This is a genomic window from Streptomyces sp. NPDC046862, from assembly GCF_040704615.1.
Taxonomy (GTDB): domain Bacteria; phylum Actinomycetota; class Actinomycetes; order Streptomycetales; family Streptomycetaceae; genus Streptomyces.
Genome location: NZ_JBEYXP010000002.1, coordinates 299389 through 315622 on the forward strand (window position 1 = coordinate 299389; position 16234 = coordinate 315622).

The 16234-nt window shown below is 72.4% G+C and carries 12 protein-coding genes and 1 riboswitch; of the genes, 2 read left to right on the forward strand and 10 right to left on the reverse strand.

Going from position 1 to position 16234, the window contains the following annotated elements; translation table 11 throughout:
* Nucleotides 1–2: 2 nt before the first annotated feature.
* The 10 genes from cobI to AB0959_RS03315 all read right to left on the reverse strand — a co-directional run bounded on the left by cobI (nt 3) and on the right by AB0959_RS03315 (nt 13889).
* Nucleotides 3–752 carry a precorrin-2 C(20)-methyltransferase gene (cobI, locus tag AB0959_RS03270; RefSeq protein ID WP_366824515.1) on the reverse strand — a complete coding sequence of 250 codons (750 nt, stop codon included), beginning with the start codon at nt 750–752 and terminating at the stop codon, nt 3–5.
* Nucleotides 749–2296 (reverse strand): cobyrinate a,c-diamide synthase, encoded by a 1548-nt coding sequence (locus tag AB0959_RS03275; RefSeq protein WP_366824516.1) that lies wholly within the window; start codon nt 2294–2296, stop codon nt 749–751. The genes cobI and AB0959_RS03275 overlap by 4 nt, the downstream gene beginning before the upstream one ends.
* Entirely contained in the window at nt 2290–2889 is a 600-nt protein-coding gene (gene cobO, locus AB0959_RS03280) for a cob(I)yrinic acid a,c-diamide adenosyltransferase (protein WP_366824517.1), read from the reverse strand. The genes AB0959_RS03275 and cobO overlap by 7 nt, the downstream gene beginning before the upstream one ends.
* Nucleotides 2889–4895 carry a putative cobaltochelatase gene (locus tag AB0959_RS03285; RefSeq protein ID WP_366824518.1) on the reverse strand — a complete coding sequence of 669 codons (2007 nt, stop codon included), beginning with the start codon at nt 4893–4895 and terminating at the stop codon, nt 2889–2891. The genes cobO and AB0959_RS03285 overlap by 1 nt, the downstream gene beginning before the upstream one ends.
* A complete protein-coding gene (cobN, locus tag AB0959_RS03290) occupies nt 4892–8545 on the reverse strand; it encodes a cobaltochelatase subunit CobN (RefSeq protein ID WP_366824519.1) in 3654 nt (1217 codons plus the stop codon). Before cobN ends, AB0959_RS03285 begins: the two co-directional genes overlap by 4 nt.
* The gene (locus tag AB0959_RS03295; protein WP_366824520.1) at nt 8542–10080 is read right to left on the reverse strand and encodes a cobyric acid synthase; all 1539 of its coding nucleotides are present in this window, start codon (nt 10078–10080) and stop codon (nt 8542–8544) included. Before AB0959_RS03295 ends, cobN begins: the two co-directional genes overlap by 4 nt.
* A complete protein-coding gene (locus AB0959_RS03300) occupies nt 10077–11018 on the reverse strand; it encodes a cobalamin biosynthesis protein (protein ID WP_366824521.1) in 942 nt (313 codons plus the stop codon). The genes AB0959_RS03295 and AB0959_RS03300 overlap by 4 nt, the downstream gene beginning before the upstream one ends.
* 108 nt (nt 11019–11126) lie before the next feature.
* Nucleotides 11127–11269: riboswitch (cobalamin riboswitch) on the reverse strand.
* 108 nt (nt 11270–11377) lie between these two features.
* Nucleotides 11378–11599, reverse strand: coding sequence for a hypothetical protein (locus AB0959_RS03305; RefSeq protein WP_366824522.1), 222 nt, complete (start codon nt 11597–11599; stop codon nt 11378–11380).
* A 19-nt stretch (nt 11600–11618) separates the two neighbouring features.
* Complete coding sequence (locus tag AB0959_RS03310) at nt 11619–12866, reverse strand: inorganic phosphate transporter (RefSeq protein ID WP_366824523.1); 1248 nt, start codon at nt 12864–12866, stop codon at nt 11619–11621.
* A 273-nt stretch (nt 12867–13139) separates the two neighbouring features.
* Nucleotides 13140–13889, reverse strand: coding sequence for a lysozyme (locus tag AB0959_RS03315; RefSeq protein ID WP_366824524.1), 750 nt, complete (start codon nt 13887–13889; stop codon nt 13140–13142).
* Between the two features lie 195 nt (nt 13890–14084).
* Here AB0959_RS03315 and AB0959_RS03320 point away from each other — a divergent pair, with 195 nt between their 5' ends.
* On the forward strand, nt 14085–14816 hold the full coding sequence (locus tag AB0959_RS03320) for a class II aldolase/adducin family protein (RefSeq protein WP_366824525.1): 732 nt from the start codon (nt 14085–14087) through the stop codon (nt 14814–14816).
* 259 nt (nt 14817–15075) lie between these two features.
* Nucleotides 15076–16203 (forward strand): prolyl oligopeptidase family serine peptidase, encoded by a 1128-nt coding sequence (locus tag AB0959_RS03325; protein ID WP_366824526.1) that lies wholly within the window; start codon nt 15076–15078, stop codon nt 16201–16203.
* Nucleotides 16204–16234: the final 31 nt, after the last annotated feature.

The following is a 16234-nucleotide window of genomic DNA, read 5'->3' on the forward strand; positions in this document are numbered from 1 at the left end:
GCTCACAACTTCCCGCCGCGTCCGCCGTCGCGCGGGGCGGGCGCGATGAGGGTGGAGAGGTAGGGCAGCGGCCCGTCGTCGAGTGCGTCGGCGGACCGGATGGACTCCTCGGGCAGCCCGAGCGCGGACCCCCACACGGCTCCCTCGACCCGTCCGGTCTCGCGCAGCACCTCGGCCACCTCCCGTGCCTGCCGCCCGAACTTGTACGCGACGACCGTGCCGGGCCCGCTCAGCGCCTCCTTCAGCGTGGCGGCCCCCGCGGTCACCGGCACGAGCGTGAGCGGCTCGGTCCCCTCGGTCAGTACGGCACCGGAGCGGGCGGCGAGATCCTGCATGGCGGTGATCCCGGGCACGGTCTCGACTCCCACCCCAGGCACCAACTCCACGATGGTCTGGGCGAGATAGGTGAACGTGGAGTACACGTTCGGATCACCGATGGTGGCGAAGGCGACCGAGGGGTACTTCCCGAGCAGCTCGGCCACCCGCCGCCCCGCGGCGTCCCACGCGGCCTCGCGCCGCCCCCGGTCGGTGCGCTCGTTCAGCGCGAACACGACCCGTACGACCTTCTCCTGCGGCACGTAGTGCAGGACGGTCGCCTCGGCCCGCCCGGGCTCGACGCCATCTTTTCCATCCGACGCAGCCATCACCGGCACGACGACGACGTGCGCCGCACGCAGGGCGTTGACGCCCTTGACGGTCACCAGCTCGGGATCGCCGGGCCCGACCCCGACTCCGATCAGCCTGCTGCTCATGACGTCCGGCACCTCTCCACGAACCGACGGGCCACACCGGGCGAGGACGCCCAGTGGGTGTGCAGATAACTCGCGTGCACGCCTCGCTGCACGAAACCTTCGACGCGCCTCTCCGGAGCGCGCACGCCCCACGCGGGAGCCGCCCCCGCACCCGGCTCGACCACGGTCCGGTGGAACTCGTGCCCCCGCATCCGGGTCCCGGCGGGGGCGAGCGAACTGTCGCTGACGGCAACGGCGTCCCGGTACCCGAGGGTGAGCCGCTCGCCCATCCCGGCGCTCGCGTCGATCACCCCGCACATGGGCTGCCCGTCGAGCTCCCGGCACAGATACAGCAGCCCGGCACACTCGGCGGCAACGGGAGCACCGCTCCCGGCGAGCGCGGCGACGGCTTTCCGCAGGGGTCCGTTGGCGGACAGCTCGGGGGCGTACACCTCGGGGAACCCGCCGCCGATGACCAGCCCGCGGGTCCCGTCGGGCAGTTGCTCGTCACGAAGGGGATCGAACGCGACGACTTCGGCTCCGGCGGCGGCGAGCAGTTCGGCGTGCTCGGCATAGGAGAAGGTGAAGGCGGACCCACCGGCGACGGCGACAACGGGCCGATCCGGCACCCCCGCCCCGTCCGCCACCCCAGGCCGGTCCGGCACTCCCGGCCGGTCCGGCATCCCCGGCTGGTCCGGCATCCCCGGCTGGTCCGGCATTCCCAGCCCGTCCGGCGTTTGAGGACGAGGCCGTTCAGGCCGATACGGGGGTTCGGGGGCGGAGCCCCCGAGGTCGGGAACGGGAAGGGGCGGCGGGGGCGAAGAACCGAGCACCTCAGCCGCGTCCCAGGCCGCACACGACAACGCACCGGCACTCCGCGCCAGCGCGAGCAACCCCTCGAGGTCGCACCCCGCGGTCACCTGCCCCGCCATGGCGTCCACGGCCTCGACCGCCTCGGCCCGCCGCTCCGCGACCGGCACCAGCCCAAGGTGCCGCGAGGGCGTATCCACCTGGGCGACCCGCCTCAGCACCCCCAACACCGGCACCCCGGCCGAGTCCAACGCCTCCCGGAGCAAAGCCTCGTGCCGGTCCGACCCCACCTTGTTCAGGATCACGCCCCCGACCCGCACCTCCGGGTCCCAGGACGCGAACCCGTGCACCAGCGCCGCCACCGACCGCGACTGCGACGACGCGTCGACGACCAGCACGACCGGCGCCCGCAAGAGCTTCGCCACGTGAGCGGTGGACGCGAGTTCCCCCTCGCCCGCGGCCCCGTCGTACAGACCCATCACACCCTCGACGACCGCGAGATCACACCCGCGCGCCCCGTGCGCGAACAGCGGCCCGACCAACTCCGGCCCGCACAGGTACGCGTCGAGGTTGCGCCCCACGCGCCCCGTGGCGAGCGCGTGATACCCGGGATCGATGTAGTCCGGCCCCACCTTGTGCGGGGACACGGCGAGCCCCCGCGCGGCGAACGCGGCCATCAACCCCGTGGCGACGGTGGTCTTGCCGCTGCCGGAGGCCGGCGCGGCAATGACCAACCGGGGCACAGATGTCACCACTCGATGCCCCTCTGGCCCTTCTGGCCCGCGTCCATCGGGTGCTTGACCTTGGACATGTCGGTCACGAGGTCGGCGAAGTCCACCAGCTTTCCGGGCGCGTTCCGCCCGGTGATCACGACATGCTGGGTCCCGGGCCGGTCGCGGAGCACGTCGACGACCTCATCGGTGTCCACCCACCCCCAGTGCATCGGGTACGCGAACTCGTCGAGCACATACAGCTTGTACGTCTCGGCGGCCAGGTCCCGCTTGACCTGCTCCCAGCCCTCCCGGGCCTTCTCCTCGTTGTCCATCTGGGAGTCCCGCTGGACCCAGGACCACCCCTCGCCCATCTTGTGCCAGTCGACGGACCCGCCCTCGCCGGAGGCGCCGAGCACCCGCAGCGCGTTCTCCTCGCCGACCTTCCACTTCGCCGACTTGACGAACTGGAACACCCCGATCGGCCACCCCTGGTTCCAGGCGCGCAGAGCGAGCCCGAAGGCAGCGGTCGACTTGCCCTTCCCGATCCCGGTGTGGACGACGACAAGCGGCCGGTTACGACGCTGACGAGTCGTCAGGCCGTCGTCCGGCACCACACTCGGCTGTCCCTGCGGCACTACGCGGCCCTCCTTGAGTTGCCCTGAACTTCCTTGACCAGCCCGGCGATCGAGTCCGCCCGCAGCTCGTCCAGCGTCACCGCCGTACCACCGAGCTCACCCGCGAGCTGCCCGGCGAGCCCCAGCCGCACCGGCCCCGACTCGCAGTCCACGACCACGGACGCGACGCCCTCGGCCGCGAACAGCCGGGCCGCCCGCCCGGCCAGCGCCACCGGCTCGGGACCACCGGTGGCCCGCCCGTCGGTGACGACCACGACCAGCGCCCGGCGCGCCGGATCCCGCAGCCGCTCCACCCGCAGCACGTCGTGCGCCTTCAGCAGCCCCGCCGCCAGCGGAGTCCGGCCGCCCGTGGGCAGCGACTCCAGCCGGGCCGCCGCGGCGTCCACGGACGACGTGGGCGGCAACGCCACATCGGCCGCCGACCCGCGGAAGGTCACCAGCCCCACCTTGTCCCGCCGCTGGTAGGCGTCCAGCAGCAGCGACAGCACGGCGCCCTTCACGGCGCTCATCCGCTGCCGGGCCGCCATCGACCCGGAGGCGTCGACGACGAACAGCACGAGGTTGCCCTCACGCCCCTCCCGCGCGGCCTGCCGCAGATCGTCCCGCCGTACGACGAGCCCCGGCCCGGACCGCCCCCGCGCCCGCTGGTGCGGCGCGGCGGCCTGTACTGTCGCCGCCAGGTGCAGCTTGGTGAGCGCCCCCCGGGGCCGCCGGGCCCCGGTGGTCCGCCCGTGCTCCGTCCGCGCCCGCGACCGCCGCCCGGCGGCACCCTCACCGATCCCGGGCACGCTCAGCACCTTGGTGCGGAACGGCTCGGAGGCCCGTGCCGCGGACTGCTCGCCCGAGCCGGACGGCTGCGGCTCCCCGCTCTCACCCGCCTCGGGACGGGCCGCGGAGTCACCGCTCTGCGGTTCGCCGTCGTCCGGCGTCGGCTGTCCGCCGTCTCCGCCGCCCCCTCCGGGACCGTCGGGGTCGGGATCCTGGTCGTCCTCCTCGCCGGAGAACTCCTCCAGGGTCTGGTCCAGCCTGTCCTCGTCCAGGCCCGGCGCGTCGAACGGGTTGCGGCGCCGGCGGTGCGGCAGCGCGAGCAGCGCGGCCTGCCGTACGTCCTCCGCGAGGACGTCGGTCCGCCCGGCCCACGCGGCCAGCGCGGTCGCGGTCCTGGCCATCACGATGTCGGCCCGCATACCGTCCACCTCGAAGGCCGCGCAGGTCGCCGCGATCTGCCGCAGCGCCCCGTCGCCCAGCCGCACCGACGGCAACAGTTCGCGCGCCGCCACGATCCGGGCCCGTACGGCGGTCTCCTCGTCGGCCCAGCGCGCCGTGAAACCGGCCGGGTCGTCGTCGTAAGCGAGCCTGCGCCGTACGACCTCCACCCGCTGGTCGGGCTCCCGCGAGGCGGCGACCTCCACGGTCAGCCCGAACCGGTCCAGCAACTGCGGCCGCAGCTCGCCCTCTTCGGGGTTCATGGTCCCGACGAGCAGGAAACGGGCCGCGTGCCGTACGGAGACACCCTCGCGTTCGACGTACGACGCGCCCATCGCCGCCGCGTCGAGGAGGAGGTCGACCAGGTGGTCGTGCAGCAGGTTGACCTCGTCGACGTAGAGGATCCCGCGGTGCGCGTCGGCGAGGAGCCCCGGCTCGAAGGCCTTCACGCCCTCCGCCAGCGCCCGCTCGATGTCCAGCGCGCCCACCAGCCGGTCCTCGGAGGCACCGACGGGCAGCTCGACCATCCGGGCCGGCCGCTCGGCCCCGGCCCCGGCCTCGTGCGGCCCGTCCGGGCACGCCGGGTCCGGCTTCGCCGGGTCACAGGAGAAACGGCACCCGGGGACGACGGGAACCTCGGGCAGCAGCGCGGACAACGCCCGCACCGCGGTGCTCTTCGCGGTCCCCTTCTCCCCGCGGACCAGCACACCACCGACCGCCGGTGACACGGCGTTCAGCAACAGCGCGAGCCGCAGATCGTCCTGCCCGACGACAGCCGTGAACGGGAACGGGGTACTCACTTGTCGTCGCCCTCCAGGTCGCCTTCCAGTTCCAGGTAGGTGGCGCGCAGCCGCTCCAGCGTGTCCGCGTCCGGCTCCGCCCACAGCCCGCGGTCGGCCGCCTCCAGCAGCCGCTCGGTGACGCCGCGCAGCGCCCACGGGTTGGACTTCTTCATGAAGTCCCGGTTCTCCGCGTCGAAGACGTACTCCGCGCTGAGCTTCTCGTACATCCAGTCGTCGACCACGCCCGCCGTGGCGTCGTAGCCGAAGAGGTAGTCGACGGTCGCCGCCATCTCGAAGGCGCCCTTGTAGCCGTGCCGGCGCATGGCCGCCATCCAGCGCGGGTTGACCACCCGGGCGCGGAACACCCGGTGCGTCTCCTCACCGAGGGTGCGGGTCCTCACCTGGTCGGGTACGGCCGAATCACCCACGTATGCCTCGGGGTTGGCGCCGGTCAGGTGCCGCACCATGGCGACCATGCCGCCGTGGTACTGGAAGTAGTCGTCGGCGTCCACCAGGTCGTGCTCGCGCGTGTCCACGTTCTTCGCGGCGACGGCGATCCGCTTGAACGCGGTCTCCATGTCCCCGCGCGCCGCCCGCCCGTCGAGCCCGCGCCCGTAGGCGTACCCGCCCCAGACGGCGTACACCTCGGCGAGATCGGCGTCCGAGCGCCAGTTCCGGGCGTCGATGAGAGGCAGCAGGCCCGCGCCGTACGCCCCCGGCTTGGAGCCGAAGATACGGGCCGTCGCCCGCCGCCGGTCGCCGTGCTCGGTGGTGTCCTCGTCGGCGTGCGCCTTCACGAAGTTCTGCTCGGCGGGCTCGTCCAGCTCGGCGACCTTGCGGACCGCGTCGTCGATCAGCCCCACCACGTGCGGGAACGCGTCCCGGAAGAAACCGGAGATGCGGACCGTGACGTCGATGCGCGGCCTGCCCAGCTCCGCCAGGGAGATGATCTCGAAGCCGGTCACCCGGCGCGAGGCGTCGTCCCAGACCGGGCGGCAGCCCAGCAGGGCGAGGATCTCGGCGATGTCGTCACCCTGGGTGCGCATCGCCGACGTTCCCCAGACGGTGAGGCCGACGGACTTCGGGTACTCACCGGTGTCCTGCAGATAGCGGGCGACCAGTGAGTCGGCGAGCGACTGCCCGACCTCCCAGCTCAGCCGGGACGGAATGGCCTTGGGGTCGACGGAGTAGAAGTTCCGGCCGGTCGGCAGGACGTTGACCAGACCGCGCGTGGGGGAGCCGGACGGACCGGCCGGGACGTAACCGCCGTCCAGCGCCCTGAGGATGTGACCGATCTCGTCGGTGGTCCGCGCCAGCCTGGGCACGACCTCGGTGCACGCGAACTCCAGCACGGCCACCGCCTCGGGGAGTTCGGTGCCGAGCACGTCCCGCACCAGGGACGGCACGGCCGCGGCGTCCCACCCGCGCTCCTCCATGCCCTCCGCGACCCGCCGGCACAGCTGCTCCAGCAGGTCGATGGCGTCGGCAGCCGTACGGGAGGGGCCGTCGACGAGATCCGACAGCTCCACCGGGACCTTCACCGGAGCACCCGGCTCTCCGAGCAACTCCTTCTCCACCAGCCCGAAATGAGCCGCAAGCGAGGCGCGCAGCCCCGGCAGCGCGTTCGCCTGCCCGCCCCACACCTGGGAGGCGCGCAGGACGGCGAGCACCAGGTTGACGCGCGGCTCGTCCTCCGGCCCGCCACCGAGGATGTGCAGCCCGTCGCGGATCTGCACGTCCTTGATCTCGCACAGATAGCCGTCGATGTGCATGACGAACTCGTCGAAGTCGCCGTCCTCGGGCTGCTCGTCGACGTGCAGGTCGTGGTGCAGCTCGGCCGCCTTGACCAGCGTCCAGATCTGCGCCCGGACGGCCGGGGCCTTCGTCGGGTCCAGGTCGGACACGAGCGCGTACTCGTCGAGGAGCTGTTCCAGCTTGGCGAGGTCGCCGTAGGTGTCGGCGCGCGCCATGGGCGGTACGAGGTGGTCGACGACCGTGGCGTGCCCGCGCCGCTTGGCCTGGGTGCCCTCGCCGGGGTCGTTGACGATGAAGGGGTAGACCAGCGGGAGGTCGCCGAGGACGGCGTCCGGCGCGCAGCCACCGCTCAGTCCGAGGCCCTTGCCCGGCAGCCACTCCATCGTGCCGTGCTTGCCCATGTGGACGATCGCGTCGGCGCCGAAACCGTTCTCCAGCCAGCGGTAGGCGGCCATGTAGTGGTGCGAGGGCGGCATGTCCGGGTCGTGGTAGATCGCGATCGGGTTCTCACCGAAGCCGCGCGGCGGCTGGATCATGACGACGACGTTCCCGAACTGCAGGGAGGCGAGCACGATGTCGTCCCCGTCGACGTAGAGGCTGCCCGGCGGCTCGCCCCACGCCTGAAGCATGCCGTCGCGCAGCTCCGGGTCGAGCTTGTCGAACCACGCCCGGTAGTCGGCCAGCGGCACGCGCGCGGGAGCGGCGGCCAGTTGGTCCTCGGTCAGCCACTCGACGTCGTGACCGCCGGCCTCGATGAGCCGGTGGATCAACTCGTCGCCGTTGTCGGGGTATCCCTCGACGACGTACCCGGCGTCCCGCAGCGCGTCCAGCACCCGCACCGCCGACGCGGGCGTGTCGAGGCCGACCGCGTTGCCGACCCGCGAGTGCTTGGTCGGGTACGCGGTGAAGACCAGCGCGAGCTTCTTGTCGGCGTTCGGCTTGTGCTTCAGCCGGGCGTGCCGTACGGCGATTCCTGCGACTCGGCCGGCCCGCTCGGGGTCGGCGACGTACACCGGGACGTCGTCCGGGCCCTGCTCCTTGAAGGAGAAGGGGACGGTGATCAGCCGCCCGTCGAACTCCGGGATCGCGACCTGCATCGCCGCGTCCATGGGGGAGAGGGCGGCGTCGGACTCGTCCCAGGCGCTCCTCGACGAGGTCAGACAGAGACCCTGCAGCACCGGGACGTTCAGTTCGGCGAGCGCCCCGATGTCCCAGGACTCCTCGTCGCCGCCGGCCGACGCCTGCGAGGCGTGCGTGCCGCCGGCCGCGAGCACGGTGGCGACGAGTGCGTCGGCCCGCCCGAGGAGCTCGTACAGCCCGGCGTCCGCGCCGCGCAGCGAACCGCAGTACACGGGGAGGGCGTTGGCGCCGCGTGCCTCGATGGCGTCGCACAGGGTGTCCACGAAGGCGGTGTTGCCGCTCAGCTCGTGGGCCCGGTAGAAGAGCACACCGACGGTCGGCCGGCCGCCGGCGAGGGAGCGCTCGCCGTGCACGCCGTACTCGGGCATCTTCAGCGGCTCGTCGAAGCCCTCGCCGGTCAGCAGCACGGTGTCGGAGAGGAACCGGGCCAGCTCGGTGAGGTTCGCGGGCCCGCCCTCGACGAGGTACCGCAGCGCCTCCGCCACGACACCCGCCGGCACGGACGACTCGGCCATCAACTCCGCGTCGGGCACGGCCTCCCCGCCGAGCAGCACGGTCGGGACGCCGGACGCCCTGAGCGCGGCCAGCCCGTCCTCCCAGGCGCGCTTGCCGCCGAGCAGCCGTACGACGGCGATGTCCGCGCCCTCGATCAGCCCCGGCAGTTCCTCGGCGACATCGACCCGGGTCGGGTTGCCGATCCGGTAGGAGGCGCCGGAGGCACGGGCCGCCAGCAGATCGGTGTCGGCGGTCGACAACAACAACACTGTGCTCATGCGGGCGCTCCCGGTGGAATGAAAGGCAGTCCTTGCGGCGCGCCCGACTCGATGAGCCGCCACAGCGCGTCCGTGTCCGCGTGCTGTTCGATCAGGTCGCCGAGCCGGTCGAGCTGTTCCTCGCGCAGCGCGGCGAACGACGTGTCGGGGGCCGGGACGAAGCGGCGGCTCGCGGCGGCGGCCACCTCGCGCAGGAAGGCCCGCCGGAAACCGTCCGACTCCAGCGAGCCGTGCCAGTGCGTGCCCCACACGGCACCGACCCGGCATCCGTCCAGGCTGTGTCCATTGTCATCAGAGATGAACGTTTCACCGCCGGTGACGTCGGCGACCCCGTGGTGGATCTCGTACCCCTCGACCCGCTCGCCGAGGGCTTCGCCGACGGGGCGGGTGAGGGTCTTCTCGCGGGCGAACCGCACCCGCACGGGCAGGACCCCGAGCCCGTCGACGTGCCCTCGCCGGGACTCGACGTCGTCCTCGATGTGCTCGCCGAGGATCTGGAAGCCACCGCAGATGCCGAGGACCGGACGTCCTTCCGCGGCCCTTCGGACAAGGGCGTCCGCGAGCCGGCGTTCCCCGAGCCACTCCAGGGCCCGTACAGTGCCGCGCGTCCCCGGGATCACCACCAGGTCGGCGTCCGCCAGCTCCTCCGGCCGGTCCACGAAGCGCACCACGACACCCGGCTCGGCGGCCAGCGCGTCCACGTCCGTGAAGTTGGACATGAGGGGGATGGCACAGACGGCGACCCGGAGCACGTCCTCACCCACGCCAGGGGCGACGTTCGACTCCCGTACCGTCCCTCGCAGGGACACCCTCAGCCCGTCCTCCTCGTCGATGCCGAGCCCGTGCCGGAAGGGCAGTACGCCGTACGTGCGCCGTCCGGTGAGGTCGCGGAGCATGTCGAGCCCGGGTTCCAGCAGGGAGACGTCCCCCCGGAACTTGTTGACGAGGAACCCGGCGACGCACTCCTGGTCCTCGCGCGACAGCAGGGCGACGGTCCCGAAGAAGGAGGCGAAGACGCCGCCCCGGTCGATGTCACCGACGACGAGGACGGGAAGCCGCGGCCGGGCATTTCGGGCGATGCCCATGTTCACGATGTCGGTCCGCCGCAGATTGATCTCGGCAGGACTGCCGGCCCCCTCACAGATCACCGCGTCATACGTGCCCCGCAACTCGGCCAGGCACTCCAGCACGGTCCCGAGCAGCTTCTGCTGCCGCCCCCCGTGATAGCCACGTGCGCTCAACTCGCCCACGGGCTTGCCGAGGAGCACCACCTGACTGCTCTGCTCCCCGCCCGGCTTGAGCAGCACGGGGTTCATCAGCGCGGTCGGCTCGACCCGGCAGGCCTGGGCCTGCATGGCCTGGGCCCGCCCGATCTCGGCGCCTTCACACGTCACGAAGGAGTTGAGGGACATGTTCTGCGCCTTGAAGGGCGCGACCTTGACGCCCTGTCGCACCAGCCACCGGCAGATCCCGGCGGTGACGACGCTCTTGCCGGCGTCCGAGGTGGTGCCGGCGACGAGAAGACCTCCGCTCATGCCCCGCGCCCCCTCGCGACGAGCCGTGCGGCGACACCGGCCCCCAACGCCAGCCAGCTCACCCGCCGCGACAGCCTCACGGCCCGTTCGATGTCGCCCACGTCCACGGCACGCCCCTTCCCGTTCAGCACAGGCCGATGCTCCACACGTCCGCCGTACGACAGGATCCCGCCCAGCCGCACCCCCAGCGCACCCGCGAACGAGGCCTCCACGGGACCGGCGTTGGGACTCGGGTGCCGGTCCGCGTCGGCTCGCCACGCCCGTACGGCGCCCCGCGGACGCGGACCCGCCACGGCCGCGAGGACGGCGGTGAGCCGGGCCCCCGGCCATCCCACGAGGTCGTCGAGCCGGGCGGAGGCCCAGCCGTAGCGCCGGTAGCGGGGCGACTTGTGCCCGACCATGGCGTCGAGGGTGTTCACGGCCCGGAAGCCCAGCAGCCCCGGCACCCCCGCGACGGAGCCCCACACCAGGGCTCCCACCACGGCGTCCGAGGTGTTCTCGGCGACGGACTCGACGACGGCCCGGGCGATCCCGTCGGCGTCGAGGGCCTGCGGGTCCCGTCCGCACAGATGCGGCAGCCGCTCCCGGGCACCCTCGACGTCCCCCGCCTGAAGGGCATGTCCGATGGTCCTGGCCTCGCGCGCGAGCGAAGTCCCCCCGACGACGGCCCAGGTGGCCGCGCCGGTCAGTGCGACGGAGGCGGTGGGCGACGTCCGTACGGCACGGGCGGCGACGGCTCCGAGCGTGACGGCGCCACCGGCGCACACGAGGGTGTGCAGCGCGCCCCACCCCCGGTGGTCCCGCCACAACACCCGCTCCACGGCACCCGCGGCCCGCCCGAACACGGCGACCGGATGCCCACGGCGGGGATCGCCCAGGAGCAGGTCACCGAGAAGCCCGGCGGCGGCGCCGTACGCGAAGACGCGATCGGCACGCATGCGTTCAGCCGACCGTGGTGACCGCTGGATCCGGCAGTGCGGTGGTGCTGAACCTCAATCGGCAGCCGAGCATGGCGTTATGTCCTCACTCAGGGTGTCCACGCCCTGGTTCGACGAGACCGACGGTGAGAGTTCCTGACTCCCGGGGATCGCTCCCCCGGTCACAGTGGCGGGACCGCGCCGGACTTCCACCGGCTTCCTCTTCTGCCGTCGTACATGGCTCCGGCAGTCCACCACGGGGTTGGAAGGGGCGTCAACTTGCCGTTGACCTGCGACGGGAGAGTGTGCTGAGGCCCACATACGTGTGGGGTGCGGGACGGCGTTCCGTCCCGCACCCCACACGCTCGCGTGGCGTGGTGTCAGGCCACGATCAGATAGATCCCGTACGCCACCGCCGCCGCGCAGGCGGCGAAGCACGCGTACGCCGCCGTCGTGGCGAGAGCCGCCGAGTCGCCGGAGGCCGTCGCCGTCTCGCGCTTGGAGAGGCCGACGATGCCGAGGGTGAACAGGCCGACGAGGGCCACGGTGACCACGAGGCTGACTCCGAACACGGAGCCGAGGGCTGCCCAGTCGATGTGCATGGTGGTGTCTCTTCCTTGCTCAGAGAGCGGACGCCGACGACTTCGCCGGGGTGTCGGCGGTGGCGGTGGCCGAGGCGGAGGCGGCGGCCGCGAGGTCGTCGGTGAGCGGGCCGACCGGGGGCGGGGTGACCGCCGCGATGGCCGTGGTCACGACGCCGGCGGGCTCGTCGCCGTCGTTCACGTTGGTGTGGTCGACCACCTCGCGGCGCGAGAGCAGCCAGATCGCCGCGCTGGACGCGACGAGGAAGACGGCTACCAGCGCCGTGCCCCAGGTGCCGAAGGAGGTCACCCACTCGGCGCCGGCGCCGACCAGGGCCGCGGCCGGGAGCGTCAGGCCCCAGGCGACGAACATGCGGGTGGCCGTGGACCAGCGGACCACACCGCCCTTGCGGCCGAGGCCCGCGCCCATCACCGATCCGGAGACGGAGTGCGTGGTGGAGAGGGAGAAACCGAGGTGGGAGGAGGCCAGGATGACCGTCGCCGCGCTGGTCTGGGCGGCGAAGCCCTGCTGCGGCTGGAGGTCGGTGAGGCCCTTGCCCATCGTGCGGATGATGCGCCAGCCGCCCAGGTAGGTGCCGAGCGCGATGGCGAGACCGGCGGAGAGGATGACCCAGACCGGCGGGTCGGAGTCGGGGGCGACCGCGCCGCCGGCGACCAGGGCCAGGGTGATGATGCCCATCGTCTTCTGGGCGTCGTTCGTGCCGTGGGCCAGCGAGACCAGCCCGGCCGAGGTGATCTGGCCGGCGCGGTAGCCCTTGGACGTGGCCTTGCCGTGGGCGTTCCTGCCGAGTGTGTACGTCAGCCGCGAGGCGAGCATCGCGGCGATGCCCGCGACCAGCGGCGCCGCGACGGCGGGGATCAGCACCTTGGTGACGAGGACGTCGCCGTGCACCGCGCCCGTGCCGGCCGAGGCGATGGTCGCACCGATGAGGCCGCCCATGAGGGCGTGCGACGAACTGGACGGGAGCCCGACGAGCCAGGTCAGGAGGTTCCAGAGGATGGCGCCGACCAACGCGGCGAAGATCACCTCTGGTCGTATGCCGGTCTCGTCGACGAGACCTTTGGAGATCGTGTTTGCGACCTCGATCGAGAGGAAGGCGCCGACAAGGTTGAGCACGGCGGACATGGCCACCGCGACCTTGGGCTTCATCGCGCCGGTCGAGATGGTGGTGGCCATCGCGTTGGCGGTGTCGTGGAAACCGTTCGTGAAATCGAACGCGAGAGCGGTGATCACCACGATCGCGAGGATCAGCGAGAAGTTTTCCATTTACCCGGGCTTCTTTTGGACGTCAGTGGCGTGTTGACCGTAGGCAACCTGGATGAACGGAAGATGAACTGGGTTGAACCGAGGGGTGTATCGATCGGGGTGTCGGCATTCCGTTTGTGGTGGGGGCCGGTGCCTGGGCGGTCGCTGGCGAGGCGCTGAGGCCATTGTGCCTCGAACGTATGCGGAGCGTTCCACTCCGCATACCCTCTGTATACCGCCTGTCCGCCCGTGCGCCCGGCACTGCCCGCACGCAGGTCGCGGTCGGTCGGGTTCTCAGCCCTTCGCGAACCGCTTCAGCTGGGCCGTCGACCCGTTGAAGAGGTTCTGGTCGCCCGGCAGGCTGCCACTGCCGTTGTCGTGCTGCCAGATCGTCCAGAACGTCCAGCCGCCGGGCAGTTCACCCGCGTCCGCCGAGTCGTAGCGCGCGAGCCACAGGGCGTGGTTCGAGCGGAAGGCCCTGCTGTTGCCGGTGCACGTCTTCCACCAGTGCGTGGTCGTGTAGATCACCGGACGGCGGCCGGTCTGCCGCCTCACCTCGTTGCTGAAGGCCTTGATCCAGTCGACCATCCTGGTCCTGCTGAGGCCGTAGCACTTCTTCTTCCTGTCGTACGGGTTGTACTCGATGTCGAGCGCCGGTGGCAGCGTCCAGCCGTCCGCGCGCCAGGCCCCGCCGTTGCGCAGGAAGTACGCGGCCTGGGTGGTGCCTGACGACTTGTTCGGCACCGCGAAGTGGTAGGCGCCGCGCACCAGCCCCACGTCACGGGAGCCGTTGTACTGCCGGCCGAAGTAGGGGTTGCGGTAGGTGTGGGACTCGGTCGCCTTGACGTAGACGAACCGGGCGCCCTTCGCCTTCGCCTTGGACCAGTTCACGTTCTTCTGGTGCGAGGAGACGTCGTGTCCCCTGGGCCTGCTCGCGGCCGAGACCTGAACCTCGGCGAGAGCGGCACCCCCTAATGCGAGCGCCGCCACCGACGCCGCTATGACACGGGAGCGGCGACGGGTCGACTTGTGGTCACGGGCCATGTTTCCCCCCGGAATGGCGACGTGTGCGAAAAATCGTCCAGACGTTACTGGAAGATCCTTGAAACACGGGCGATCACTGGCCAATCACGCCCGGGGGTGATGTGTCCGGATAAGTGTGCTGCCGGAGGCCGCCCTTCCGGCCTACACTCGCCCGGCCCGCCGCCACCTCGGCCGCGTGCCTGCCAGGATCGGGACATGGCCGATCGGGAACGGGACTTCAGAGACGTACGGGACGCGCGGGGGAACGAGGGGGAGACGGGCGCCGCCGGGCGAGAGGGCGTGCCGGACGACGTGGCGCGGGCGTGGGACGCACTCGTGGCGACGGCCCGCCGGACCGTGGCCGACGGTCTGGTCGTCGGTACGTCGGGCAACGTCTCCGTGCGCGTCGGCGACACGGTGCTGGTCACACCCACGGGAGTGCCGTACGACCGGCTGGCGCCCGGCGACGTCGTGGGCGTCGACCTCGACGGCCAACAGATCCTCGGCTCCCTCCGTCCGACGAGCGAACTCCCCATGCACCTGGCGGTCTACGGCAACACCGGCGCCCGCGCCGTCGTCCACACCCACGCCGTCCACGCCACGGCCGTCTCCACGCTCCTACGGGAACTGCCGCTGATCCACTACATGTCCGCCGCCCTCGGGGGAGCGGTCCGGGTCGCCGGGTACGCGACCTACGGCACGCGGGAGTTGGCCGAGAACATGCTGCGGTCCCTGGAGGGCCGCACAGCCTGCCTCCTTCAGAACCACGGCACGCTCACATACGGATCCACCCTCTCCGAGGCGTACGACCGCACGGCCCAACTGGAGTGGATGTGCCGCGTCTGGCTCACCGCGTCCTCCGTGCCGGGACTGACCCCGACGCTCCTGAGCCCCGAGCAGGTGGCGGAGGTGGGGGAGCGGTTGCGGGGGTACGGGCAGCCGGAGTGAGGGCAGGGCGGAAGCGAGGCGACCCGGCGTGAGGTGGCCCCGGAGTGAGACGGGCCGGGCGTGAGACGGCCCGGGAGTGAGACGGGCCGGGCGTGAGACGGCCCGGGAAGGGCACCCGCCGCGTGACGGTGACGGCGGTACGGGCGGCGGAGACGGGTCTGCCGGACGTCCGCCGGGCGTTCCCCGGAGTCCCCCGGGCCCGTCACTCCGAACCGTCCTCCCGCTGGCCGGGGGCCGAACCTGACAGGACACTGGAGGCGTGCGCACAGTCAAAGCCGCGGCCGCGGCCGCCACCGTCGCCCTCGCAGCCGGCGCGGCGAGCATCGCCGTCGGCCGGTTCGCCAGTGACGCCGCGCTGAAGGCGCCGGCGGGCGGACGGCTGCCCACGGAGCCCCGGCTGACCGTCCACGCGACGGCCGCGGGGCAGATCACCCTCACCCGGGACCTCGCCTCCCGGCGGCCCGGCACGTACGGCCTCGCGGGCAACGGCTCGCACGCGGTCGTCGGCCCGGTCCTGGACGCGGCCGCCCACTCCGCCGACACCGTCGTACGCCGCCTGGAGCGCGTCACCCACGGCACCCTCGAACCCGGCGACAAGGTGTGGCTCACCCCGAACATCCACCTCGGCGATCCGGGTGCCGCCCTCGGCCTCGACCACACCGACGTCGAGGTGCCCGGCGAACTGGGCGCCCTGCCCGCCTGGTTCGTGCCCGCGGCCCGCGACACCTGGGTCATCGCCGTGCACGGCCTGGGCGCCACCCGTGAACAGGCCCTGAACGTCCTGCAGTTCCTCCACGGCCGCCGGCTCCCCGTCCTCGTTCCCGCCTACCGCGGTGACGCCGGGGCGCCCCGGTCCCCGGACGGACTGAACCACTTCGGCGAGACCGAGTGGCGCGACCTGGACGCGGCCATCCGCTACGCCGTGGGTCGGGGCGCCCAGCAGATCGTCCTGCACGGCTGGTCCACCGGCGCCACCATGGCCCTGCGTGCCGCCGCCCACTCCGCCCTGCGCGAGCGTGTCACCGGTCTCGTGCTGGACTCTCCCGTCCTGAGCTGGGAGACCACGCTGCGTGCCCTCGCGGCGGCCCGCCGCACCCCCGGCGCCCTGCTGCCGCTGGCCGTCCGCGCCGCCCAGGGCCGCACCGGCCTGCGCGGCGACCGGGTCCAGGCCGCCGTCGTGCCCGAACAGCTCAAGGTGCCGGTCCTGATCTTCCACGGCCCCGACGACACGATCGCCCCCTGGTCCCTCTCCCGCGCGCTCGCCGACCGCAATCCGAACCAGGTCGCCCTGCGCACGGTCCCGGACGCCCCCCACGGCGCCATGTGGAACGCCGACCCGGCGGGCTACGAGGAGGCACTGCGCCGCTTCCTGACGCCCTTGATGTAGAGGAGGGGAGGCGGCGCCGAGGGCCGAAGGC

Bases quoted from the DNA above. Each gene is read 5' to 3' on its own strand.
- AB0959_RS03295 (WP_366824520.1), bottom strand. From the start codon at position 10,080: ATGAGCGGAGGTCTTCTCGTCGCCGGCACCACCTCGGACGCCGGCAAG.
- AB0959_RS03320 (WP_366824525.1), top strand. From the start codon at position 14,085: ATGGCCGATCGGGAACGGGACTTCAGAGACGTACGGGACGCGCGGGGG.
- AB0959_RS03310 (WP_366824523.1), bottom strand. From the start codon at position 12,866: ATGGAAAACTTCTCGCTGATCCTCGCGATCGTGGTGATCACCGCTCTC.
- cobN (WP_366824519.1), bottom strand. From the start codon at position 8,545: ATGAGCACAGTGTTGTTGTTGTCGACCGCCGACACCGATCTGCTGGCG.
- AB0959_RS03305 (WP_366824522.1), bottom strand. From the start codon at position 11,599: ATGCACATCGACTGGGCAGCCCTCGGCTCCGTGTTCGGAGTCAGCCTC.
- AB0959_RS03315 (WP_366824524.1), bottom strand. From the start codon at position 13,889: ATGGCCCGTGACCACAAGTCGACCCGTCGCCGCTCCCGTGTCATAGCG.
- AB0959_RS03300 (WP_366824521.1), bottom strand. From the start codon at position 11,018: ATGCGTGCCGATCGCGTCTTCGCGTACGGCGCCGCCGCCGGGCTTCTC.
- cobI (WP_366824515.1), bottom strand. From the start codon at position 752: ATGAGCAGCAGGCTGATCGGAGTCGGGGTCGGGCCCGGCGATCCCGAG.